The 23988-nt window shown below is 55.1% G+C and carries 18 protein-coding genes and 1 pseudogene; 8 read left to right on the forward strand and 11 right to left on the reverse strand.

What is annotated here, in order from left to right; all coding sequences use genetic code 11:
* Nucleotides 1-2 precede the first annotated feature (2 nt).
* Nucleotides 3-992: a UDP-glucose 4-epimerase GalE gene (gene galE, locus MKY74_RS28280; protein WP_076169661.1), complete on the reverse strand. Its 990-nt coding sequence runs from the start codon at nt 990-992 to the stop codon at nt 3-5.
* 1 nt (nt 993) lies between these two features.
* Nucleotides 994-2172 carry a galactokinase gene (locus tag MKY74_RS28285; RefSeq protein ID WP_076169660.1) on the reverse strand — a complete coding sequence of 393 codons (1179 nt, stop codon included), beginning with the start codon at nt 2170-2172 and terminating at the stop codon, nt 994-996.
* Nucleotides 2173-2345: 173 nt separating this feature from the next.
* Here MKY74_RS28285 and MKY74_RS28290 point away from each other — a divergent pair, with 173 nt between their 5' ends.
* Nucleotides 2346-3242: an AraC family transcriptional regulator gene (locus tag MKY74_RS28290; RefSeq protein ID WP_076169659.1), complete on the forward strand. Its 897-nt coding sequence runs from the start codon at nt 2346-2348 to the stop codon at nt 3240-3242.
* A gap of 289 nt (nt 3243-3531) precedes the next feature.
* Here the strand turns inward: MKY74_RS28290 and mgrA are convergent, their stop codons facing one another.
* From mgrA to MKY74_RS28310, 4 genes are all read right to left on the reverse strand, one after another.
* Nucleotides 3532-4536: an L-glyceraldehyde 3-phosphate reductase gene (gene mgrA / locus MKY74_RS28295; RefSeq protein ID WP_076169658.1), complete on the reverse strand. Its 1005-nt coding sequence runs from the start codon at nt 4534-4536 to the stop codon at nt 3532-3534.
* Nucleotides 4537-4716: 180 nt separating this feature from the next.
* Nucleotides 4717-5460 (reverse strand): NAD-dependent protein deacylase, encoded by a 744-nt coding sequence (locus tag MKY74_RS28300; protein ID WP_076169657.1) that lies wholly within the window; start codon nt 5458-5460, stop codon nt 4717-4719.
* Between the two features lie 199 nt (nt 5461-5659).
* Nucleotides 5660-6328: a bifunctional 2-keto-4-hydroxyglutarate aldolase/2-keto-3-deoxy-6-phosphogluconate aldolase gene (locus MKY74_RS28305; protein ID WP_076170131.1), complete on the reverse strand. Its 669-nt coding sequence runs from the start codon at nt 6326-6328 to the stop codon at nt 5660-5662.
* 78 nt (nt 6329-6406) lie between these two features.
* A complete protein-coding gene (locus tag MKY74_RS28310; RefSeq protein ID WP_076169656.1) occupies nt 6407-7375 on the reverse strand; it encodes a sugar kinase in 969 nt (322 codons plus the stop codon).
* A gap of 372 nt (nt 7376-7747) precedes the next feature.
* Here MKY74_RS28310 and MKY74_RS28315 point away from each other — a divergent pair.
* Together MKY74_RS28315 and ilvD are read left to right on the forward strand one after the other, a co-directional pair.
* A pseudogene (locus MKY74_RS28315) lies at nt 7748-7993 on the forward strand (KGG domain-containing protein); the annotation flags it as partial.
* A 261-nt stretch (nt 7994-8254) separates the two neighbouring features.
* Complete coding sequence (gene ilvD / locus MKY74_RS28320; RefSeq protein WP_179232034.1) at nt 8255-9940, forward strand: dihydroxy-acid dehydratase; 1686 nt, start codon at nt 8255-8257, stop codon at nt 9938-9940.
* Nucleotides 9941-10150: 210 nt separating this feature from the next.
* On the opposite strand, the gene MKY74_RS28325 is transcribed toward ilvD, so the two are convergent.
* On the reverse strand, nt 10151-11563 hold the full coding sequence (locus MKY74_RS28325; protein ID WP_076169655.1) for a polysaccharide deacetylase family protein: 1413 nt from the start codon (nt 11561-11563) through the stop codon (nt 10151-10153).
* A gap of 196 nt (nt 11564-11759) precedes the next feature.
* Between MKY74_RS28325 and MKY74_RS28330 the strand changes: the two genes are divergently transcribed.
* Entirely contained in the window at nt 11760-12917 is a 1158-nt protein-coding gene (locus MKY74_RS28330; protein ID WP_076169654.1) for an AI-2E family transporter, read from the forward strand.
* On the opposite strand, the gene MKY74_RS28335 is transcribed toward MKY74_RS28330, so the two are convergent.
* On the reverse strand, nt 12883-14661 hold the full coding sequence (locus MKY74_RS28335; protein ID WP_084203864.1) for a penicillin-binding transpeptidase domain-containing protein: 1779 nt from the start codon (nt 14659-14661) through the stop codon (nt 12883-12885). The genes MKY74_RS28330 and MKY74_RS28335 overlap by 35 nt on opposite strands.
* Before the next feature lie 229 nt (nt 14662-14890).
* Nucleotides 14891-17065, reverse strand: a complete 2175-nt coding sequence (locus MKY74_RS28340) for a methyl-accepting chemotaxis protein (RefSeq protein WP_076169653.1) — start codon at nt 17063-17065, stop codon at nt 14891-14893.
* 456 nt (nt 17066-17521) lie between these two features.
* Here MKY74_RS28340 and MKY74_RS28345 point away from each other — a divergent pair, with 456 nt between their 5' ends.
* From MKY74_RS28345 to MKY74_RS28360, 4 genes are all read left to right on the forward strand, one after another.
* Complete coding sequence (locus MKY74_RS28345; protein ID WP_076169652.1) at nt 17522-18721, forward strand: MFS transporter; 1200 nt, start codon at nt 17522-17524, stop codon at nt 18719-18721.
* A 99-nt stretch (nt 18722-18820) separates the two neighbouring features.
* On the forward strand, nt 18821-20059 hold the full coding sequence (locus MKY74_RS28350; protein ID WP_076169651.1) for an aspartate aminotransferase family protein: 1239 nt from the start codon (nt 18821-18823) through the stop codon (nt 20057-20059).
* Nucleotides 20060-20115: 56 nt separating this feature from the next.
* The gene (locus tag MKY74_RS28355) at nt 20116-21153 is read left to right on the forward strand and encodes a zinc-dependent alcohol dehydrogenase (RefSeq protein ID WP_076169650.1); all 1038 of its coding nucleotides are present in this window, start codon (nt 20116-20118) and stop codon (nt 21151-21153) included.
* A gap of 43 nt (nt 21154-21196) precedes the next feature.
* The gene (locus tag MKY74_RS28360) at nt 21197-21922 is read left to right on the forward strand and encodes an HAD family hydrolase (protein WP_076169649.1); all 726 of its coding nucleotides are present in this window, start codon (nt 21197-21199) and stop codon (nt 21920-21922) included.
* Between the two features lie 197 nt (nt 21923-22119).
* Here MKY74_RS28360 and MKY74_RS28365 read toward each other — a convergent pair whose 3' ends face one another.
* The gene (locus MKY74_RS28365; protein WP_076170128.1) at nt 22120-22722 is read right to left on the reverse strand and encodes a DUF1349 domain-containing protein; all 603 of its coding nucleotides are present in this window, start codon (nt 22720-22722) and stop codon (nt 22120-22122) included.
* A gap of 173 nt (nt 22723-22895) precedes the next feature.
* Nucleotides 22896-23963, reverse strand: a complete 1068-nt coding sequence (mltG, locus tag MKY74_RS28370; RefSeq protein ID WP_076169648.1) for an endolytic transglycosylase MltG — start codon at nt 23961-23963, stop codon at nt 22896-22898.
* Nucleotides 23964-23988 lie beyond the last annotated feature (25 nt).

A 23988-nucleotide genomic window follows, 5' to 3' on the forward strand; every position in this document is an offset into this window, starting at 1 on the left:
CCTTATTCTTTGCCGTATCCGTCAGGATGGCTTTGATGCCAGCTCCAGGCGCTCTCGATAATGTCCTCCAGCTTGGTGCGCGAAGGGTTCCATCCGAGCACGGTGCGGGCTTTTTCAGAAGATGCAACGAGCACAGCGGGATCGCCGGCACGGCGGGCCTGCATTACGACCGGAATGTCCAACCCGGTGACCTTCTTGGCCGTCTCGATCACTTCCTTCACGGAGAAGCCTTCCCCGATCCCCAGGTTAAACACGTTGCTGGCCTCGCCCTTGCGCAAATAATCGACCGCCCGCAAGTGCGCGTCCGCCAGGTCGCTCACGTGGATGTAGTCTCTGACGCAGGATCCGTCCGCCGTCGGATAGTCGTCGCCGAAGACGGCAATGCTCTCGCGCTGCTTCAGCGCGGTTTGCAGCACCAGCGGAATGAGATGGCTTTCAGGACGGTGGTCCTCGCCGATTTTGCCGCTGTCATGGGCCCCTGCCGCATTGAAATAACGCAAGGCTACGTATTTGATGCCGAGCACCTGGTCGAACCAGGACATCATACGCTCCATCATCAATTTGGTCTCCCCGTACACGTTCGTAGGCTGCGTACGGTCGCTCTCGACAATCGGCACCCGTTCAGGTTCACCGTAAGTCGCTGCTGTGGAGGAAAAGACGATCCGGCGCACGTTCGCCGCGTCCATCGCTTCCAGCAGGCAGAGCGTGCCGTAGACGTTGTTATCATAGTACTTCACCGGCTTCTGCATACTTTCGCCCACGAGGGAATTCGCCGCGAAATGGATCACCGCGTCGATCTCGTTCTCGGCGAACAGCTTCGCCAGCAGCTCCTTGTCCCGCAAATCTCCTTCGTACAGCTTGCCGCCGAGCAGCGCCCCGCGGTGCCCCGTTTGCAAATTGTCCAGCACGACTACTTCCTCGCCGCGCTCCAGAAGAGCCGCTACCGTATGCGACCCGATATATCCTGCTCCACCCGTTACGAGAATAGCCATGTTAGTGATCCCCCTTCAGTTCTTTGACTCCGTCGCCTGCGCTGCACACATAGAAATCGGCCTTGAGGCCCGTTCTCGCCTGATACGCTTCGCCGACCTGCTGAATGAACCGTTCCACCGCATCTTCATGCACGAGCGACACGGTGCAGCCGCCAAAGCCGGCTCCGGTCATCCGCGAGCCCAGCGTGCCTTCGATCCGCTGCGCTTCTTCGACCATAACGTCCAGCTCTTCGCAGCTGACCTCGTACAGGTCACGCAGCGATGCGTGCGAAGCGTTCATCAGCTGTCCGAAGGTATGCAAATCGTTCTGCTTCAACGCTTCCACGGAATCCAGCACGCGCTGGTTTTCTTCGACCACGTGCCGGGCACGTCTTACGACCGTCTCATCGGCGATAGCATCCTTCAGCGATTCGAACTGATCGGGCGTCAGGCCGGCCAAATACTGAAGCGAAGGCATCTTTGCCTGAAGCTGGGCCAAGGCGGTTTCGCACTGCGAGCGGCGTTCGTTGTAAGCCGAATCCACCAGGCCTCTGCGCTTGTTCGTATTGCTGATCACCAACTTGTAGACCCCGGTCTGGAACGGAACATGCTTGTATTCCAGCGTGTCGCACATGAGCAGGATCGCGTGGTCCTTCTTTCCGTTCGCGACGGCAAACTGGTCCATGATACCGCAGTTGACGCCGACGTACTGGTTTTCGGCCTTTTGCGACAGGAGCGCAATCTGCACCGTATCCGTACTGCACCCTTCCATCGACTGCAGCGCATACGAAGTGACCACTTCGATCGAGGCGGAAGAAGACAATCCGGCGCCGTTCGGAATATCGCCGTGATAGAGGATGTCATAGCCTTTCGTAACCGGACAGCCGATATTCGCGTTCTCGACCATGACGCCGACGGCATAGTCCACCCACTCGCCCGTTTTGTGGCTGCCGATTTCCTTGACGGCTAGTTTGTATTCATAAGGCAAATTTGTGGAGGCCAGCTGAATCACATCGTCCCCGCGCTCCCGAATGAGCAGCGTCGTGCCGAACTCCAGCGCTGCGGGAAGGACGTAACCTCCGTTATAATCGATATGCTCCCCGATCAGGTTAACCCGGCCCGGAGCATGAAACACACGTACTTCCTCGCTGCTGTCACCGTATTTCGTCATGAATTGCTGTAATAAAGTTTCCGATGTCATAGGGATATGCACCCATCCTTTCCTTATGGTTCTGCTCTTTCATTATAAAAGGACTTCCTGTCCGCGTTAATGCAATTATGTTGACTGGATATGGATTTATGTGACCTTGGAGCATATAATGGTGTAAGAAGGACCGCATTTATTTTGATGGTTGTGAAAGGATCGATGAATCCATGATTCCGCAGGAGACCTACTCCGTTGCTTCAAACCCCGTCTATCATGACGACGGCCCGCTGCACGTGCTGTTTGCGGGAGAGAGCCAGACCAGGCCTGTGCATGCCGTCGGGCCAAAAATTTATGATTACTATCTGCTTCATTATGTAGAAGAGGGAAAAGGGACGTTCCGAACCGAGCAGCGCACCTACGAGCTCGGACAAGGGAGCTGCTTTCTCATTCATCCCGGCCAGCTGGTCAGCTACGCCTCCGACGCCGGCGAGCCTTGGCGCTACCGCTGGACCGCCTTCTCCGGCAGAGAGGCGCAGGGTCTCCTGGTGAACGCCGGCTTCGACCCGCTGCATCCGGTGCTTTTTACCGACGGGGACACCATGATCCCCGGCTCTATTGAACGGATGCAGGAAGCGTTCTATACGAAGCAGGAAAGCGCCGATCTGGCGTCGCTCGGCTATCTGTACCTGATCTTCTCGGAAGCGCAGAATATCCTGTCCAGCCATTCCCGGCTGACGGGAACGGAATCGCAGGTGCAGCGGACCGTCAAGCAGATGATCCACTACATGTCGGCACAGTACGCCCATCCGGTCTCCATTGAGCAAATGTGCGACAGCCTCGGCTATAACCGGGCTTATCTTTCGCGGATTTTCAAGAAAGAAACCGGATGCTCGCCGGTGACCTATTTGCTTAAGCTCCGCATCGATAAGTCGCGCCAGCTGCTGCGCGAACGGCCGGAGCTGTCGATCGAGCAGGTGGCCGCCTCCGTCGGGCTGACGGACGCTCTGTATTTTTCCCGCCAATTCAAGCGGCTGTGCGGGCAGTCCCCGACGGCGTACCGCGCCGTCGTAACGGCTCCGGACCTCGTCGCTTCCGCCCGGCCGGACTCGCAGCGCGGATCCTAAGCGCCAGGCACACAATAACCCGCATGCCCTGCCCTCTGGCAGACAAGCGGGTTATTGTGTGTTAGGCCCATGACAAGCGGGTTATTCCGCCTAAGGGCCAGACAAGAGAGTTATTGCACCTAAGATGTGCGTAAGTTTAGTCCAGGCCGGTCATACACCTGATATACGCCAAGGTCAACCGCAATCGAGTTATCCGTGTTAACGGGTTAATCGAGGATGGTCGCTAATATGGACTTAAGTTTCCGTCACCGGAATTTGCCTCTCATCGATCCGCAGGATATACACAGGATCAGGATTCGGTTTCCGTCTTCAAAATCGCTTCGATCCGGTCCAGCTCTTCCTTGCTGAATTCCTGATTCTTCAGTGCAGCCACGTTGTCTTCGATTTGGCTGACGCGGCTGGCTCCGATCAGGGCTGAAGTCACGCGCCCTCCGCGCAGTACCCAGGCCAGCGCCAGCTGGGCCAGGCTTTGGCCGCGGGCGGCCGCAAGCTGGTTCAGCGCCCGAATTTTGCGAAGCACATCCGGCGTAATGTTGCTCTCGTTCAGGAAGACCGACGGGCTCGCGGCACGCGAATCTTCCGGAATGCCGTTCAGGTATTTGTTCGTCAGCAGCCCTTGAGCCAGCGGGGTAAAGGCAATCGTGCCGATCCCCTGCTCATCCAGCACGTCCTGCAGGCCGTTCTCGATCCAGCGGTTCAGCATGGAATAGCTTGGCTGGTGGATCAAGAGCGGCGTTCCCAGCTGCTTCAGGATCGCGGCCGCTTCCGCCGTCTGCTCCGCCGAATAATTCGAAATGCCGATGTACAGCGCTTTACCGGAACGCACAATATGGTCAAGCGCCATCATCGTTTCTTCCAGTGGAGTATCCGGGTCAAAGCGGTGCGAATAAAAAATGTCGACATAATCGAGACCCATCCGCTTTAAGCTTTGATCCAGGCTGGAGACGAGATACTTGCGTGATCCCCACTCCCCGTAAGGACCGGGCCACATGTAATACCCGGCTTTGGACGAGATAATCAATTCATCCCGGTGGCTCTTCAGGTCTTGGGCCAGAATCCGGCCAAACGTTTCTTCCGCCGAGCCTGGTGGAGGACCGTAGTTGTTCGCCAGATCGAAGTGGGTAATTCCTAAATCAAACGAGCGGGTGACCATGTTCCGCGCATTTTCGTACGTATTGATTCCGCCAAAATTATGCCAGAGTCCCAGCGATATGGCCGGGAGCTTCAGTCCCGAACGGCCACAGCGGTTATAAGTCATCTCTTCATAACGTGATTCGCTTGGTGTATATGCCATTGATATCCGCCCTTCTCTCTCACGGTTAATAGACTACTAGAACCATCATAAATCCTCGGCAAGGCATTTGACAAGAAACCGATTACACGGGCTGGAGGTCCCGACTGATATCCTTCCTGTTAAAAAAGGGATGGACTAAGCTGTTACCACGCTTACCGCGCTATGAACATCTGCCACCCATTAAATACCCAGTTTCCGCTCCACTTGCTCCATCACTTCGCCGATTTTATCAGCGATCAGCAGATCCGCTTTGCGGTCATATGGAGTAGGGTCCATATTCAGGAGGACGGTGCGGCTTCCTTGAAAATAGGACACCAGGTCCGCTGCCGGCTGAACCGTCAGGGAGGTGCCGCCGATGATGAGCAGATCCGCCTGGGAGATCGCCTCCACCGCACCAAAGAGCACCTGCTGGTCCAGCGGCTCCTCGTACAGGACGACATCGGGCTTGATGATCCCGCTGCAGCTTGGGCAGCGCGGAACGAGCTTGTTCGTCGCCATGATGTGCTCCAGGTCGTAAAACGCCCCGCAGCCCATGCAGTAGTTGCGGTGAACAGAACCGTGCAGCTCCAGCACCTCTTTGCTTCCCGCCTTCTGATGCAATCCGTCGATGTTCTGGGTCACGACAGCCTTCAGCTTGCCGGCTTGCTCCAGTTTGGCCAGCATCCGGTGGCAGCCGTTCGGAGCCGCATCGGGATGCAGCATTTTGCTGCGGTAAAAATCAAAGAACACCTCGGGAAGCTTCATAAAAAAGGACCGGCTCAGCATTTGCTCCGGCGGGTATGGAAGATGCTGTTCGGTCTGATACAGCCCGGCGGCGGAACGGAAGTCGGGAATGCCGCTTTCCGTCGACGTTCCCGCTCCACCAAAAAAAACGATATTGCCGCTTTGTTCAATCCAAGAGGCAAGCGTATCTATGTTCTGCACGATATGGTGCACCTCCACAAGTGTTGGTCCTTTTGATCCGATCCGCGGCTTCTCGCTTCAAATGGAATAAGGGACCAGCCCGCCTCCACATGCGGGACGGCAGGCTGTATGGTGTAGTACCCGTTACGATCGGGTTTGATTCACAATGCTTCGGTTTTACTTATGATACAATAATTCCGCTCACAACATTCCGGCCGGCTTACAGCTCCGACTTTGCCTTGCGGTAAGCCTCCATGTACTGCTCCGCTTTCGTGCGGACATGGCTTAAATCCCCAGACTTCACAGCCTCGTTGGTCAGGTCCGAGCCGATGCCCACAGCCACCGCCCCGCCTTTGATCCAGTCGCCGAGATTGGACAGCGATACGCCGCCCGTCGGCATAAAGTCCGCTTGAGGCAGAGGCCCCTTCATCGTCTTGATGATGGACGGATCGTACAGGCTGCCAGGGAACAGCTTCACGATGTCGACCCCGAGCTCGAGTGCCTGCTGCACTTCGGCGATCGTCATGACGCCCGGCAGAATCGGCACCCGGTACAAATTGCACAGCTTAACCGTGTCGGGATTCAGCGAAGGACCGACGACAAACTGGGCTCCGGCCATGATGGAAGCGCGCGCCGTCTGAGGCTCCAGCACCGTTCCCGCTCCGATGATGGCGAATTTGTCCGGGTCGCTCGTCTCCCAGCTGTACATCCGGCTGAGCTTCTCGATCGCATGCAGCGCCCCCGGCACGGTCAGCGTAACCTCGATGACCTTGATCCCGCCGGCAATCGCCGCCTCCGCCATGTCAAACACCTGATCGGCCGAATCTCCGCGCAGAACGGCAACGACGCCGTTATCGATAATTTTTTGCAAAAGCTGGATTTTTTTCACAATGACCGCTCCTTTGTGTTCATTATATGGAAAAGCCTGAAAGATGTCTATTTCCAAAGTACCCTGCAAACATTCGCTTTATCTCTCAATATGCGCCTTGTTGCCGAGCTTCGCCTCGACCTGCTCCCAAGTCGGAAGCGCTTCCCAATCACCCACGGCTTGAATAACCATAGATCCGGTTAGATTCCCCAGACGGGTCGCTTCCACGGCGCTTTCGCCCTTCAATAGCCCGGCGATAAAGCCGGCACAGAAGCCGTCACCCGCTCCGACGGTATCCAGTACATTATCGGCTTTAAAGTACGGAACCTCCGTTACGTTCCCCTGCTCCAGCACATAAGTCAGGTCGGGACCGCCTTTGACGATCGATACGGCTTTCAGCTTGGAAAGGCTTGCAAAAATCGCCGCGTCATCGTCCGTATCGTACAGCAGCTTCAGCTCGTCGAGGCCCGGTAAAAAGTAATCCGCCTTTTCGGCCAGACGCAGCAGCACGCCCCGCGCCTCTTCCAGGCTCCACAGCTTTAGGCGGAGATTGGGGTCAAAGCTGATTTTGACGCCGGCTGCCGCGGCGATGTCTATAGCCGCTTCGACGCAGGCCAGTCCGGACGGGCTGATCGCCGCCGTAATGCCGGTCACGTGCAGCATTTTGGCCCCGGCAATATAGGAAGCATTCAGCTGATCCGGCTGCATCCGGCTTGCCGCGGAGCCTTTCCGGTAATAGTACACCGATGTGCGGCCCGCCGTATTTTCACGGATCATCATGCCTGTTGGCGCGTCAACACTGCGGACCGTTTGCGACACGTCTACGCCTTCGCCGCGGATTGACTTGTAAATCATATCCCCGAGAGGATCCTTTCCGAGCGCCCCGAACCAGCCTGAGGTGTGACCCAGACGGGCGACGCCGATGGCCACATTGCTCTCCGCTCCGCCAAAGGATTTATGTAAGGTGGAAGCATACTCCAGGCCGCGGGAATCCTGCGCCGTGAACAGCCCCATGCTTTCTCCGAACGTGACAAGCTCGGGTGATCCAGGTAGGTTACTATCCTGCATGTTTTCTTCCCCTTTCCGTTACTTGGTCTGTCCCTATTGTCAGCGGAGGAAGAAGGGTTGTCAATATGTAACAATAGAAGCGGAGCCGTATTTGTCTCCTCCTCTCCACGGGCTTATCCGCTAGGGCTGATCTGATATGCCTCCTTCCGACGGGGCTGTATCCAAGCAAGTTATTTACCAATGATTTCATAATTTAATTGTTTCACTCCAGTAGGGCTGTGGTAAGTAAAGGATGCGCGCAACTAATATAGAGTGAGCTAAGGCTAACGTCATCCGCGCCTTCTTCGGAAGGCGGGCACGGACTTCGGGTCCGGAGGTGCACTTTAGTTCAATCTATATCCATCAAAAATACTTTCCAAGGAGTGATTTGAAATGGCACGTAACAACGATAATAACGGTAAAATGAGCAGAGAAGAAGCAGGTCGTATGGGCGGGGAAGCAACGGCCAAAAATCATGACAAGGAATTTTATCAGGAAATCGGCCGCAAAGGCGGCGAAGCCACTTCCAAAAACCACGACCGTGAATTCTATCAGGAGATCGGCCAAAAAGGCGGCGAAGCCACTTCCGAGTCTCACGACAAGGAGTTCTACAAAGAAATCGGCCGCAAAGGCGGTAAAAACTAATCCCTGCCTGACCATCAGCCAACAACGAGTGATGGATTGAACATAAGCCAACAGGCACCTTCATTCCCAGCGAATGGAAGGTGCCTTTTCCTGTTCGCCTGCCTGGGCCTAAAGTTCCCCGAATCTTTCGAACCATTGCTAGAAAAAGCTTTCATTTTGTGATAGACTCATTTAAAACCGTTTCGTTCTATACGGGCACTTTCATAGTTAACCGCGCTAAAGCGCGATACTTACAGTTAGGGGGAAAAAGACATCATGGCAGCTAATAAAATGCGCTCTGACATGATCAAGAAGGGCTTTGACCGCGCGCCTCACCGCAGCTTGCTCCGCGCGGCGGGCGTGAAAGAGGAGGATTTCGGCAAGCCGTTTATCGCCGTGTGCAACTCATACATCGATATCGTTCCCGGCCACGTCCACCTTCAGGAATTCGGCAAATTGGTCAAGGAGGCCATCCGCGAAGCCGGTGGCGTTCCGTTTGAATTCAACACGATCGGCGTCGATGACGGCATCGCCATGGGGCACATCGGCATGCGTTATTCCCTGCCGAGCCGCGAAATCATCGCCGACTCGCTCGAAACCGTCGTCTCTGCACACTGGTTCGACGGCATGGTCTGCATTCCGAACTGTGACAAAATTACGCCGGGCATGCTGATGGGCGCGCTGCGCGTCAACATCCCTACGATCTTCGTCAGCGGCGGTCCGATGAAGGCCGGCGTAGACAGCAAAGGACGCCGCCTGTCCCTGACATCCGTATTCGAAGGCGTCGGTGCCCACCAAGTCGGCAAAATCAGCGACGACGATCTGCTGGAGCTTGAACAATACGGCTGTCCTACCTGCGGTTCCTGTTCGGGCATGTTCACCGCGAACTCCATGAACTGTCTGGCGGAAGCCCTTGGACTGGCAATGCCGGGCAACGGCACGATTCTGGCGGTAGCCGAAGAACGCAGAGAGTTCGTCAAGCAATCTGCACGCCAGCTGATGGAACTCGTGAAGATGGACCTGAAGCCGCGTGACATCGTGACCAGGGAATCCATCGACAACGCCTTTGCGCTCGACATGGCCATGGGCGGCTCCACGAACACCGTGCTTCACACCCTGGCTCTCGCTCAGGAAGCCGGCATCGATTATCCGCTGGAGCGGATCAATGAAGTCGCCAACCGCGTGCCGCATATCTCCAAGCTCGCACCGGCTTCGGATTACTTCATCGAAGACGTTCATACCGCAGGCGGCGTAAGCGCCGTGCTGAACGAGCTGCTCAAGAAGCCGGGCGCATTGTACGGCGACTGCATGACGGTTACCGGCAAGACGCTGGCCGAGAACGTAACCGGCTGCGAAATCCAGGACAAGAACGTCATCCATCCGATCGACCAGCCATACTCCGAGCGTGGAGGCCTGGCGGTCCTCTACGGCAACCTGGCTCCGGAAGGATCCATCATCAAAGTCGGCGCCGTGGATCCATCCGTCGGCGGCTATCATAAAGGTCCTGCCATCTGCTTCGACTCCCAGGAAGAGGCGCTGGAAGGCATCGCAAACGGCAAGGTTAAAGAAGGCCACGTCGTCGTTATTCGTTACGAAGGACCTAAAGGCGGCCCAGGCATGCCGGAAATGCTGGCGCCTACGTCCCAAATCGTCGGCATGGGCCTTGGAGCCAAAGTCGGCCTGATCACGGACGGACGCTTCTCCGGCGCATCCCGCGGTATCAGTATCGGCCACATCTCTCCGGAAGCAGCTGAGGGCGGTCCGATCGCCTTCGTCGAAGACGGGGACATCATCGAGCTCGACCTGAACAACCGTAAAATCGAGCTTCTTGTCAGCGACGAAGTGCTGGCCGAGCGCCGCACCCATTGGAAAGGCTTCGAGCCGAAGGTGAAAACAGGCTATCTCGCCCGTTACTCCAAGCTCGTTACCAACGCCAGCCAAGGCGGCGTCATGAAAATCTAATCCACTCTGCATCGAAGTGAGATGCATCCGAGGTGCTTCATAAGTCGCTCCGACTTATGAAGCACCTTTTTTATATCAAGCATAAAGCTTTAAATAGTAAGGCTGCTTCATTCGGTTTCCGGTTCAACATCAAAAGGGCTGTCTCCAGCTGCGGTCTTTACCACAGCCGGGACAGCCCCGATCCATATTTTCGTATAAGTGCTGTTTGATTTACATAGCAGGCGGCGTGCTGCCGATACCCTGCGACGAAGCAACCAGATTCAGGTCAAGCAGCTCGCCCTTCTTCTCCTCTTGCGGATCGGACGGCTCCTTCACTTGCTGCCGGCGGTGAGATCCGCTCTCGGAAAACCGCTCGATTAGCTGAGCAACAGACATGACCAGCAGTTTCGGAACCATCTGTTCCGCATGGTCCTTCAGCCGTTCCTGTCCGGACGGATTAATGATCCGCAGCAGGAACTTCAAATACATCGTCGTCGATCTAGCGAATAAGCCGTCTTTCAAATCGACGATTTTGAAGCCAAAGTTCTTTGGCCCCCGGTTAATCATCGTGATTCCGTATATGGCCTTCGCCTGCTGCAGTTCAGGGTCGCTCAGGATGATCCGGGCCAGTTCCGGGAACTGATCTTCGGTGGCGCGGATCATCTGGATGGCCAGGTGCACCATCGATCTGGACCGGACACCGAGCCGGAACAGCTTCTCGTTATCGAAGTGCAGCTCGATCACTTTATCTCCCTTGGACAGCGTTGCGCCGTCATTCATCTCCACCGTTTGTCCCTTATAGGTGCGCAGCCGGTAATGGATGAACGGATCATAAGGCCGGATTGATTTCAACCGGAACATCGCATGAAACAGCGTTTCCCACAGCAGCCAAACTTTGACCGAAGCCCGTTTCAGCCGCGGCAGCTTTCGCTCCGGCGCTTTCTCCTTCGCTTCGATCATCTCGTCGATCCGGATGGCTTTCATTCCGCGGCGCTCCGCTTCCTCCAGCACCCGCTCCAAAGCGATTAGCATCTGCTGCGGCGCGTCCGGGTTAGCTCCGGCCGTGAGGCCGCAATCATGCAGCAGCATCACTTCTCCGGGCTGAAGCTTGTTCAGCATCCGCTCGGTCAGCCGGTCCGCGCCGATGCGTTCCCGCCAGTCGCCGAACATGGACGACCACAGGACGATCTTGAACTGGCTCCGCTTGGCAAAATCGAACAGATTCACGATTCCCCACGGCGGACGGTAATAAGAACTGCGCTCCCCGGTAATCGTATGAATAACCTTGTCGGTCTTCATAATCTGTTTCTTGACCGTTCCCGGCCGCATGAGCCAGTTCGATTTATGGACATAATTATGAATGCCGATCAGATGGCCTTCGTCATAGATTCGCTTGACGATTTCGGGATGCTGCTCCGCGTGCGAGCCGACGACGAAGAAGGTGGCCTTGGCGTTGTATCTTTTCAGCAGGTCCAGCAATTTCGGAGTGTACACCGAATCGGGACCGTCATCGAAGGTCAGCGCGTATTCATGCTCCGTGATCCCTCTGCGAAATACGCGGAAACCGAATATCCGGGTGATCAAGCCGGGAATAAACGCGTAAAACGATGAGATGTAAAATAACCAAAGCAGCAAAGTCTGCATGTCATATCCCCACTTTTCTCTGTATTGACTTTGACTTGCCGAAAGGCATGTGTTATTTAATAACTTTAATTTTCATAGGCACCCTATAAAAATCGCTACCTCTTATTTTATCACAGTGACTGAAGAAATAGGCGTTTTTTTATAAATCGTGTACAATGAAAAATAATCTGTTGTGAAAAGGAGAGATCCGCCCGCGATGCTTCCACTGTACAAAAAATACTGGCGAACCTTTGTGGATATCGGGTTCATCGTACTTACCGTTTTCCTCGTCATGTACATATTCAGCAAGCTGTACCAAATCGCCGCGCCCGTATTTTTATCCTTCGTCGTCTTCTTTATGATCGAACCGCTGGCCAAGTTTTTACACAAGAGGGGCATGCCCAAACCGTTCGCTTCCGCCATTTCCGTACTGGTGTTTATTCTGGTGATTCTGGGGATCCTGTTCGGGGTCGGACTGATCGTCGTTTCCCAGTTCGCCCAGGTCCAAGATAATTTGCCCAAATACACGCATATGATTCAAACGGAATTTACCAAGCTGACGCAATTTCTTCAGGAAAAAATCGCAGCCCTGCCGCCAAATGTCACTGCAAAAATGAATGAGTATTTTACAACGTTAACGGATTATGCCAGCGGGTGGGCCACCGCTTTCTTTAAATATATGGTCGGACTGTTCAGTTCGTTCTCGTCCTTTATGGGCAACTTCGGCATCGCGATCATCCTGGCGTTTTTCCTCAGCACCGAAATCGGCAGCTGGAGAAAAGTGATGCGGGACAAGTCGCCGAAGACGCTGAAGAACGCCTATACATTTCTGAAGACATATGTCCTGAAAGCCATCGGCTCCTACATCAAGGCCCAGCTGATTATGGTGCTCATCACCCTCGTGCTCGTATATGCCGGGCTGTTGATTCTGCGCACAGGCAACGAGCTTGCACTAGCCTTGGTTTGTGCCGTATTTGATATTCTGCCGCTCGTCGGGGTTCCGGTTATCCTGATCCCATGGATCATTTATTTGTTTATTGTCGGCAATCTCAGTCTGGCGATCGGCCTTTCCGTCCTTCTCGTCGTGGTGCTTCTCACCCGCCAGCTGCTCGAACCGCGGATTACAGGCAATTCGATCGGCGTGTCGTCGGCGTTCCTGATGCTCTCGTTCATGATCATCTCCCTGTCGATCTTTGGCATCGCCGGACTGATCCTCTCTCCCGTGCTGCTGATCCTGATCAAGGAACTGCTCCAGCAGGGATATTTGCAGAGCTGGATCCGCCTTCCGAAGGAAGAGTTCGACGTCTCGCCGTTTGATATGACCACCCGCACGCCGGATGCTACGCCGCCGGATGAGCCGCAAGCAGGTTCATAATGCGTCCGAACAGCACCGTCGCCTGGTTCCGGGAGGACGGCGACATATTTTGATACAGTACTGCAGCCGCGTATTTCGGTTGGTTCAAGGGTCCGTACCCGATGAACCACTGATGATTACGCGGCTGCCCGTTTATGGTCACCTGGGCCGTTCCCGATTTGCCGGCAAGCGGCCATGCCGCGCCGCGGATCGACTGACCCGTTCCTTCGGTGACCACCTTTTCCATCCAGCCGGTAATCAAATCCGCGGTTGCCGGCTGGACGGTACCAAGGGACGACGGGGCCAAATGGGGCTTCAGCTCTTTCATCAGCTGGCCGTTCGCATACGAAACGCTCTCCAGAATTCGTGGCGCGTGGACTTGTCCCTGCTGAAGAAGCGTCACGATCATGTTGGCGGCCTGCAGCGGGGTCACCTGTACATCGCGCTGACCGATGCCGGTCTGTGCGCGGATCCCCCCGTCCCGGTCGGCCTTATCCGGATCGGCAAAGACTTTTCCGCTGTCCTCATGATCGAACGGGCGCAGAAGAGGCAGGCCGAGGATGTCCTTTTCCTCCCACCCCACCATTCTCGCCAGGCCCAGCTTATGAGCGGCCGCTTCGATTTCGCCCGCTGTCAGCCGCTCCGCCAGTTCGGCAAACACGGCGTTGCAAGATTCGGCATAAGCCTCCGCGAGCGTAATCACGCCATGCTCTTTGGGGCAGGAAAGTCCATATTTACCGTATGCGCCGGTGCACGTAAAGGTTTCACCCGGAGTAGTGACGCCTGCCTCCAGCGCCGCTGCCGCGATGACCGTTTTGAATATGGAACCAGGCACGGCTGCCTGCAAAGCGCGGTTATTCCATGCCCTTTGCTGCGGATTAACGTCCAAGGGATTGTAGAACGGTAACGATACCATGGCCACCACATCGGCCGTCTGTGCATCAAGGAGGACAACGGCTCCCTCCTTCATCCCCGATTCCTTGGCCAGCTGCTCGATCTGCCGCTGCAGCTCCAGATCCACCGTGGTGCGGAATTTGAGCGGATAATAGGCGTTACCCGGTCCTTTAATCCGGATGCCCGTACCCGGAATGGGGTGATCGCTTCCATCGACCGTATAATAGGCGGTCGTCGGACCCATCCCGCGCAGAAGCGGCTCCAGCGTCTTTTCCAGCCCGGCCGCCCCTTCCTGGAAGGCATATCCCGTGTGGATCAGATGCTTCTGCCCGGGCTGCTCCGTTAAATAGCCGAGCCACTGCATCCCGCTGGAAGCATCCTCATACCGCTTGGTATACGGGAGCACTTCGATGCCGCTGATTCCGGCCGTCCTTACCTGCTTCGCTTCGCTGTCCTTCAACCCCAGCGGATCGCTCTTGCGGGAGTCCGGCCACACGAGAGGGACGCTCAAGTGGTCCCATACCTTCAGGAAGCCGGCCTGATCCGTCTTCAGGACCCGGGTGACCGTATTCAGCTTGTCCTTCGCCTCTTGCCGGATGGAGCCGGAAACCGGGAACAGCACGGCGGCGGAAACCGTCTTCCCTGTTAAGGGCTCGCCGTTTCTGTCATAAAACTTGCCCCGCCCGGAGTCCAAAACCACGCCTCGCTCCCGCTGCAGCACCGACATTTCCTGCATCGTAAACCGGCTTCCGGGCAGCTCCGACACCCTCATAACGAGCTGGATGTAGGCTAACCTCAATATGAGTACCGTCATCATAAACGAAAGGATGACCAGCACATAGAAAATGCGCTGCTTATGTTTTACGCTCAAGAAGAACCCCTCTTTATGCCTTTTCCACTCAGTATATCCTTCAGCAGGCATGTCCAACCCGCCAAGCTTAGACCAGCCCATTTCCCGGAGAGAATCAGAAAGCCAACGCATCCCCGAGCGGAGGACACGTTGGCTCACTGTGAAAACTGTTTATTGGGTTGGCTCTACACTGCAAACGTTGCTGCTTGCGAATAAAGCTAAGTTTTGAACATGCTTCCGTATGTTTCGTTTAGTTCAGCGTAAACCGGGACAGCGATTCCTTCAGCTGAATCGATACATTTTCCAGCTTGGCGGAGAGCTCAACGAGATGATCGCCCACGCTTTGCTGCTCATTGCTGAGCGAGGCGACTTCCTCGGAGGTCGCTGAGGATTCCTCTGCGACCGCGCTGACGTTGCTCATGCCTTCCGAAAGAACGCTGTGCGAATCATGCAGCGCCGATATCGACTCGGTTACGGATTGCAGCCGCTGCGTGAAATCGCCCATCTGTTCCTGAACCGATACGAAAATTTCGTTCGTTTCTTTCACCGCAGTCATTTGGTGCTGGAACAGCGGATAAGCGTCCGACAGCGCTTCGACCGTTTCATTCATCTCGGACATGATTTGACCGGTGATCTGCCCTACCATGTCAATCGATTGTCTGGACTGGTCCGCAAGCTGGCGAATTTCGTCTGCCACGACCATAAAGCCTCGTCCGGCCGCCCCGGCCCGCGCCGCTTCGATCGTTGCGTTCAGGGACAGAATATTCGTCTGCTTCGTAATATTTTGCAGCACGACCAGCACTTTGTTGACAGAGCTTGCCGTCTGCTTCAAGGCATCCACCTTGTGCATCAGCTCACGCGTCATTTCTTCCGTTTGATGCGTTTTGTCCAGCAGCTCGTTCAGCTGTTTGGTTCCGTACTGGCTGGATTGTTCAACATGCCGCGCGGCGCTGCCCATTTCCTCATTGGCCGTGATCACCAATCCCATCTGCTTGGCCATATGCTCGGTCATCTCGTTTCCGCGCTCCGCCTCGGTAGCCAGACTGCTTGCCCCGTTGGCGATTTCCTCGGTCGCAATGGCAATTTCTTTGGCCGAGATCGCCGTCTTCTTGGAAGCATCGGTCAACTCGCCCGCCGTTTCAAGCACGAGCTGGGCCGTCGTATTCGTCTGCTGAACGAGCTTCGTAATTTGGTCCACCATCAGATTGAAAGCCTGTCCCAGCTGGCCGATTTCATCCTTGGACTTATGCTGCGTCCGCACGTTCAGGTTGCCCTTGGCTCCCTCCAGCATCAGATCCTTCAGCTTGCTGAGCGGGGTTGCGATCATGCGGGCCATCCAGAACCCGATCAGGATGGCGACCACGATCGCTCCAACGGCCATTCCCATGGTCAAAACCAGAATTCCCTTAGCGTCCTTGACCAGCATTTCGACCGGAACGGTTCCGACTAGCCTCCAACCTGTCGTCTCGAGGGTGTTGTATACGGCAAGGATTTCATTCCCTTCGTTATCCTGCGTTTCCAGGGTCTTGGTCGGTTCTGTCTGTCCCTGCATGAACGAAAGTGTGGCTTTGGTTCCTGCTTCACTGTTCACGGTAGAGGCAACGACTTGACCGTTCGCGTCGCCAACCTGCAGCTTGCTTCCGTCACCCAGGCTGATTCCGTTGAGCTGGTTTTCGATGACGTCGGTCTTAAGCTCCACGATAATGACGTAGGCTCCGCCGCGGGACAAGCTCTGCAGCGAGCGGACCAGCTCGAAGGAAACGCTTCCATCCTTACCCTTTGAAGAAGGAACCCATGATGTCTGATTTGTTTTCTTCGCATTTTTAAACCAGTCGACTTCGCGGATCGTATTGATGTCCAGGCCGCCTGAACCGGAAGAGATGATCCGCTGCGACTCTTCGGGCGGAACCAGATAAATCGCTTTGATCGAAGAGTTGCTGTTCAGCTGGTTTGACAATTTTTTATTGATCTGATCCGTAAGCACGAAATTCTGGTATTCATCCTGCCGGTTCCGTGCCAGCTCGTCGATGACGCTCTGCATTTCCGGATCAAAAAACATCTGCATCGCCATATCTTCATACTGCTTCAGAATGATATCCAATTTTTCCTGAGTTTGCTGGATCGTCTGGCTGTTCGCCAGCGCCGTATTGTTCTTGATGGTGCTTTTGGCTTTGCTATAGGATGTTAGACCCAGGGTCAGCACGATCGCCGCTATCGCCACGAAAAAAATCAGGAACAGCTTCACGCCCACCGACTTGAACGGGTTTAAATTTTGCAGCTGTGCCCCGCTGATGCCCGGCAGGCTGGCGAACCGTGACGGCTTTTTCGGATCTCCCGGCCCTCCTGATGCTGCTGAAGCCTTCCGCTTGCTGCCGCTTCGCTCCTTTGAGCTGGAGCTATTCTGTTTCTGTTTTTCTTCCCCCATATCTTTCTTTCGAATCCATCCCACTCTCACTCACCGCCGTTTCAATTTCTTGCATTACGTCGTATGTAAGTTTAAAAAACGAATGCCTACTTTATTCTTCGACATTTTACATCTCGAACCTTTGCTTTTTTGGCAATTTTTTTATAACTTTTTTCCTAAACCTCATAATTCTATTGAACTATGAATTGGAATGCCCATTAAAGATGATGAAACAGAGGCTGCCAGAGGCGGAAGACCTTATTATTCGACGAAAACAGTCAAGCCTCTTCTTTCTCTTTCGTATGAGAAAGGAACCATGCGGATGCTGCGTTCTCCTTCTAATTACATATTTTTTACATTTAAAATATTATTTTACAAAATAACATATTTATTTTATGGCTAATATGGTATAAATTGTATTACATCAGCTGATAGATTTGGAGATCTCCCAAAATATCGACAAAGGAGCGTGAATTCTTGCGGAGGTTGTTTGCCTTAAGCTGCGGATTTTACCTGCTGATCGGAATCACCAGCGTGGTGCTCGGCGCGATGCTTCCCGTCCTCCTGGCCCATTACCATAAGGATTACGGTGACGGCGGAACGCTGCTCTTCCTGCAGTTTCTCGGTTTTCTCGCCGGAGTTACGGCTTCGCCTTTCATGTCGGCCCAGCTCGGCCGAAAGCGGATGCTTGCTGTTTCCTTGGCCTGCATCACCGCAGCCTGCATTGTCATGGGAAGCCTTCCGTCCTGGACCTGGATCATTCTGATGACCCTGCTCGTCGGTTTCGGTTCCGGCATCATTGAGTCTTCGATCGGCGCGTTTACGATTGAATTTGCCGAAGAACAGAAAGCGGTCGCCATGACCAAGCTCGACGTTTACTTCGGTCTGGGCGCGCTCCTTATTCCCGCGGCAGTCAGCCTGTTTCTTACGATGGACGCCTGGTTCCTCACCTTTTTTACGGTTGCCCTGGTATCGCTGATGCTGTTGATCCTGTGGCTGGCCATGCCGGCAGAGAGCTCCGCACGGCTGGGCAAGGCGGTAACCGCTGGTTCTCCGGAGAAAAGCCGCTACCGGGGTAGATACGCCGGGCTGCTGGGTATATTCATCATCTTTTTCTTTGTATATATGGGTCTTGAGCTGGGTCTGATGAATTTTCTGCCTTCCATTCTGATCGAGAAGGTGCACGTTAAAGATTCACTCGCTTCCCTTGGCGTCACCATCCTGTGGATTGCTATGGTCATCGGGCGGCTGTTCGTGGGTAGAATCGCGGAAACGGTAAGGTATATCCCGTTTTTGGTCTGGAGCACGGCGGCTACCCTCGCCTTTACCATCGGGTTCGCTCTATGGGCGAACGCATGGACGGCCTACCTGCTCGTCTTTGGAGTCGGCGTCTCGATGTCCGGGCTGTTTTCCATCGCCCTCGTGTATGCCAACGTGCTCATTCCGGGAATGACGGAGACAACCACCAGCATCCTGATCGCATCCGGCGGGATCGGCGGCGCGGTGCTGCAGTATCTGATCGGCTGGTCGATGGATCAATGGTCGGCCGGAATGGCTGTCTGGATCCTTGCCGGATTCAGCTTGATCCTGCTGGCGTCCCTGATCCTGACCAAGCAGCAGCAGTCCAGGAAACATAAGCTGGGAGGCAGCCTTATAGGGCACGGCCACGAGGGATGATGGCCCCCTTTTTGGGAAATTCGATGTTCCATACGGAAATACAATATTCTTCTAACAACGTATTATCGTAATCAAAACTAACCTTTGGAGGGAAGACGGATGCAAACCTTAACCACAAATCGTTTCAAGTTTGGAAAAGGGATTACGTTGGTCGATGATGCAGGCACGGAGTATTTGGACGGCGTGTCCGGAACGTTCAATCTTTCGCTCGGCTACAACCATCCGCATGTCGTCGAAAAGGTTCAGGAGCAGGTGGGACGCCTGACTCACATGTCCTCCACTTTTACCGAGCCGTATGTGAACGAAGTGCTGGACCAATTGACCGAGCACGCCCCGAATGGGATCGATACCGGCTGGATGCGGGATATTACCGGCTCCACAGCCAACGAATGCGCGACCAAGATTGCGCAAAAATATACGCAGGCCACCGACATCGTCAGCCTGTTTCTGTCCCATCACGGCCAAACCCAGTTTGCCACCGCCATCTCCGGCAACGCCTTCCGGCGCAAGCACTTCCCCAACTCGACCGCAGCGAACAGCATACACGTTCCCGCTCCTTACTGCTACCGCTGTCCCTTCAACGCCTCCCGCCCGAACTGCGGTTTTCAATGCATCGAATCGATCCATGACCACCTCGAATACGCAAGCTCCGGATCGGTCGCCTGCATCATCATCGAGCCGATCCTCGGCAACGGAGGGAATATCGTTCCATCCGAAGGATATTTCAAGCTGCTGCGCAAGCTTTGCGACGAACACGGGCTGCTTCTGATCGCCGACGAGGTTCAGACCGGAATCGGGCGGACCGGTTACATGTTCGCCAGCGAACGGTTCGACATTCAGCCGGACATGATCACCCTTGCCAAGGGCCTGGGCGGTATCGGCGTTCCGGTGGCGGCCGTGCTGATGCAATCCCGCCTGGACGTGCTGGAGAAGCATGAGCATTCCTTCACCTCGGGCAGCAATCTGATATCCGTTACAGCAGCCAAGTCCACCCTGGAGGTCGTATCCGAGCCTGGATTTTTGGATGAAGTCAAACTGAAAGGGGAAATACTCGGCGACCTGCTGCATGAGCTTGAGACCAAATACGGCTGCATCGGCGAAGCACGCGGAGTCGGGCTGATGTGGGGTTTGGAAATCGTGGACGAGGACGGGGCACCGGATGTCGCCAAGACCAACGCGGTCATCGATCGCGCCTTTGCCGATCAGCATCTGATCCTTCGCGGGTCCAGATACGGATTCGGAAATGTGGTCAAGGTCAGACCGTCCCTGACCGTAACGACGGATGAGATCGTAACGATCGTGGAAAGACTGGACGCGGTTCTGGCCAGCGTCGGTTAACAGGTCTGCTAATGTTCGCATAAGTCAAATAACCATATCCAAGGAGGTAATACGTGATGCAGGCATTGGTATACAACTCGGCATGGGACGTAACGCTTGAGGAACGGCCGGAGCCGTCCATTACTGAGGAACATCAGGTTCTCGTCCGCATTCGCGCCACCGGCGTGTGCGGAACCGATCTGGGCATTGTGAGCGGCAAATATCATGCGGTATCTTCCGTCATCCTGGGCCACGAATCGGCAGGAGATGTCGTTAGCGTCGGCAGGGGAGTCACAACGCTGAAGCCAGGCGATCGGGTCGTAATCGACCCGACTTATTACTGCGGGCACTGTGAGATGTGCCGAACCGGCCGGCAAAATCACTGCATCCATAAGTCTGTGACGGAAACCGGGGTCAGCGCCAACGGAACCTTTACCGATTATTACGTCACCGAAGACCGCTTTTTATATCCATTAAAAGATCATGTCAGCTACGAGGAGGCCACCTTAACGGAGCCGCTAAGCTGCATTCTGACAGGAATCAACCAAATCCGGCTCCTGCCGAATTTTCGTACGGTCGTTCTCGGCGCCGGGCCCATCGGCATTCTGTACAGCTATGCCCTGGCCTCCAAAGGCGTAACGGGAAGCATTGTGGACATCTCCAAAGAAAGGCTCGCCATCGCCGGGAGTATCGCCCCGGAACGCTGGAGAACTTACGATTCGTTCGAAACGGCCGTAGCAGAGGCTTCATCCGGCGGCGGCCAAGTGGATCTTATCGTCGATACGACCGGCGTGGTCGGAACGCAGGTGCTTCCAAGCCTGGCAAACGGCGGTTACCTCATGCTTGTCGGCTTAAGAGACGGCGTCAGCACCTTTAATCCCAAAGAGGTCGTCGACCGGAGCCTCAAAATCATCGGCTCGATCGATTCCCTGGGCACCTTTTCCACCGCTCATTACATGATCGAGCGCCAAATTATTCCCGCGCAAAAAATCATAACCCACACCTATCCCTTGGCCCGATACCGGGAAGCCTTCCAAGCCCTGGGCTGTGATCTGGACGGGCGTTCGCTGAGCCCTTCGTCCCAGGCGATCAAGGTCATTCTGCAATCGGTCTGAAGCCGTTTATCCCGAAAAATAACGACAAAGGAGCGTTAAGCTTATGACATTGCAGAAGCAGGAATGGCAGGCCCCGCCGGTAAAGGCCGTTATTTTTGATATGGACGGCGTGCTCGTAAACAGCGAACCGATCTATTTTGAGATTGAGCGCAGCTCTTTCGCCCACTTCGGCGCTCCCGTAACGGAAGAGGAGCATCACGGCTACGTGGGAGTAACGCTGGAGTCCATGTGGAGGCAGGTGCTGGAGAAGCATAAGCTCTCCTTCCCGCTGGAAGAAGTGCTCGCCTATCATCAGAACAACGTGCTGGACATCATGGCTGCACACCCCGAACTGCAGCCGATTCCCCACGTAACGCCTTGGCTGGATTGGCTGCGCAGCCGTCAGGTGCCGCTTGCGGTAGCTTCTTCCTCGCCTCCGTCCCTGATCCGGCTCATCTTGGAACGTACCGGACTTGGAGCCTTTTTCAGCGTGCGGCTTTCCGGGGAAGAAGTGAAGTCCGGCAAACCGGCACCCGATATTTTTCTGCAGGCCGCCAAACTGCTGGGAGCCGAGCCCTCATCATGCCTGGTCATCGAGGATTCTCGCAATGGGGTCAAGGCTGCAAAGAGCGCAGGCATGCGCTGCATCGGATACCTTAACCCCGGATCCGGCCGGCAGGATTTGTCCCAGGCGGACCATGTCATCACCAGCTACCTTGAAATGGAAGCGATCCGGGACATGCTGTCCATCGAACCGCTCGCTCCAGTCCCTTTGGATTTGCAGGCATAACGCTGGCGGCTGTTTGATACGGCCCGGCTTCAAGATACAACCGATCTGAAATCAACCATCAAAAGGCTGCAGCCTCCGTCCGGGTTCGGACAAGAGTCTGCAGCCTTTTTTCGCCGATGAAGTCGACCTGCTCCAGCGAAGGGCAGGCTCAGCCGTCAGGCATGGCCGTCAGGCATGGCCGTCAGGCATGGCCGTCCTTACAATTTCGGCGGCTGTTCATGCACATCCGCATCCGGCTGGGCCGTTGCCCATCGGGTAAAAGCCACTTTGAGCCCAGCACTCGTCGGCGCGCACAAATACGGTCCCGCTTGCCATTCATCCGGAGTAAGCCGGCATACGCGGACGGTTCTCCAGTCTTCCCCTTCCGTCCGGGCTCTGATAATAACCGCATCTTTCAGACGGGACGCCCGGATCGTCACGATCTTCTCCATCCACTCCGGGACGGGCGCAAGCGACCAATCCGAATAGCCGTGGGTCACAACCGCTCCGAGATGAGGGACTCCGTCATTCATCTCGATTCCAGCTTTGATCCACTGCTGCCCATGGCTCCATAACATCAGCCCTGCCTGATCATACAAATGATCGAAGGCGGTCAAACGAAAGGTTACCTCTACCGCCTCTTCCCCATCCCATGGCAGCAGAAGCGAGTGGCCGTTGTCCCGTTCAAAACCGTACATGGTCGTTTGCCAATAGTCACTGCCCTGGCACGCTTCAACGATCAGCTCCCCGTCCTTCTCTTCATAAGCAGCCGGTTCCGTCGACCAGCGGCCGCTAGCCCACGGTATCACTTGTCTAGTCATCTTCATGCCACCCTCTCCCCAATCGAATTTTACCATTTTGAACGATTTCCATGACGAATCCACAGTACTTAAAAAGCACCCCGGACCCGGCGGAAGCGCGTGTCTCCGGCAGAGTCTGAGGTGCTTTGGTGCTCGCAGCGGCAAACGGACTTTAGTCGATCATTGCCCTGCAGCTACTGCTTTGCATTGCTGTTGCTTTTCTTAATGTTGTTCAAATGCTCCTGGTACGTCTTCGCAAATAAATGCTCATGCGAGCCGTCCTTCTTGGTCACGTAATACAAGTAATCGGAGGCTTCCGGCGATAATGCGGCTTCGATCGAAGCGATGCTCGGACTGCAGATCGGTCCTGGCGGGAGCCCTGGATGCAAATACGTGTTATATGGACTGTCCACCTTCAGGTCCTTATACAGCAGCCGTTCCTTCGGCTCCTTCAAAGCGTACTGCACCGTAGCATCGATTTCCAGCTTCATCTCCTTGTGCAGACGGTTGTAGATGACCCCCGCAACAAGCGGACGCTCCTTGTCGGCCACAACCTCCCGTTCGACGAGCGAAGCCACCGTCAGCATCTCGTGCAATGTAAGGCCATGAGCCTTCAGCTTCTGCTCCAGATCAGGGATCTGATCCAGCTTGCTCTGCATTTGCTCCAGCATTCGGGTCAGGATCTCTTCCTGCCCGGTTCCTTTTTTAAATTCGTACGTGTCCGGGAATAGGTACCCCTCCGCCTTATGCTTTAACGAAGTATCCGCGGGGATCTCCTTAAAGGCCGGTACGTCCGTCTGACCGCCGGTATCCGCCAGCTTTACGAACGCGGCCGGATCACTCTGGCTTGCTTCTCCCACCGTCTTTGCGATCTGCTCCAGCGTATAGCCTTCCGGAATCGTAATGCGGATCATCTCCGCCTTTACCACTTCGCCGCTGTTCAGCTTGGCAATCAGCTGGTCGTAGGTTACCCCCGGCTTCGCCTCATAGGTTCCCGCCTGAAAACGGGAGCCCTGGTTTTTCCATTTCAAGTAGATTTTAAAGAACATATCGTTTTTAATGAGTCCACTTTGCTTAAGAACCCCGGCAATTCGCGAAGTTCCCATCCCCTGCTCAATGGTGAACTTGACGGCATTCTGCGAAGCCTTCACCGGCTGCATGCCGTTCCAGACGTAATAGGCCCCGCCGGCAATGATCACCAAGACGATCACCAGCACTACCAGAGCCTTTTTGGCAGCTTTCAAACCGATCCAACCCTCCATAACCAAAAAAATCCCCACAAAGCAG

It is taken from the genome of Paenibacillus sp. FSL R5-0378 (assembly GCF_038009285.1).
Classification (GTDB): Bacteria; Bacillota; Bacilli; order Paenibacillales; family Paenibacillaceae; genus Paenibacillus_AQ; species Paenibacillus_AQ favisporus.

Excerpts from the sequence above, each read along its gene's own strand:
- galE (WP_076169661.1), bottom strand. The coding sequence starts at position 992 with ATGGCTATTCTCGTAACGGGTGGAGCAGGATATATCGGGTCGCATACG.
- MKY74_RS28285 (WP_076169660.1), bottom strand. The coding sequence starts at position 2,172 with ATGACATCGGAAACTTTATTACAGCAATTCATGACGAAATACGGTGAC.
- MKY74_RS28290 (WP_076169659.1), top strand. The coding sequence starts at position 2,346 with ATGATTCCGCAGGAGACCTACTCCGTTGCTTCAAACCCCGTCTATCAT.
- mgrA (WP_076169658.1), bottom strand. The coding sequence starts at position 4,536 with ATGGCATATACACCAAGCGAATCACGTTATGAAGAGATGACTTATAAC.
- MKY74_RS28310 (WP_076169656.1), bottom strand. The coding sequence starts at position 7,375 with ATGCAGGATAGTAACCTACCTGGATCACCCGAGCTTGTCACGTTCGGA.
- ilvD (WP_179232034.1), top strand. The coding sequence starts at position 8,255 with ATGGCAGCTAATAAAATGCGCTCTGACATGATCAAGAAGGGCTTTGAC.
- MKY74_RS28325 (WP_076169655.1), bottom strand. The coding sequence starts at position 11,563 with ATGCAGACTTTGCTGCTTTGGTTATTTTACATCTCATCGTTTTACGCG.
- MKY74_RS28330 (WP_076169654.1), top strand. The coding sequence starts at position 11,760 with ATGCTTCCACTGTACAAAAAATACTGGCGAACCTTTGTGGATATCGGG.
- MKY74_RS28340 (WP_076169653.1), bottom strand. The coding sequence starts at position 17,065 with ATGGGGGAAGAAAAACAGAAACAGAATAGCTCCAGCTCAAAGGAGCGA.
- MKY74_RS28350 (WP_076169651.1), top strand. The coding sequence starts at position 18,821 with ATGCAAACCTTAACCACAAATCGTTTCAAGTTTGGAAAAGGGATTACG.
- MKY74_RS28355 (WP_076169650.1), top strand. The coding sequence starts at position 20,116 with ATGCAGGCATTGGTATACAACTCGGCATGGGACGTAACGCTTGAGGAA.
- MKY74_RS28360 (WP_076169649.1), top strand. The coding sequence starts at position 21,197 with ATGACATTGCAGAAGCAGGAATGGCAGGCCCCGCCGGTAAAGGCCGTT.
- MKY74_RS28365 (WP_076170128.1), bottom strand. The coding sequence starts at position 22,722 with ATGACTAGACAAGTGATACCGTGGGCTAGCGGCCGCTGGTCGACGGAA.
- mltG (WP_076169648.1), bottom strand. The coding sequence starts at position 23,963 with ATGGAGGGTTGGATCGGTTTGAAAGCTGCCAAAAAGGCTCTGGTAGTG.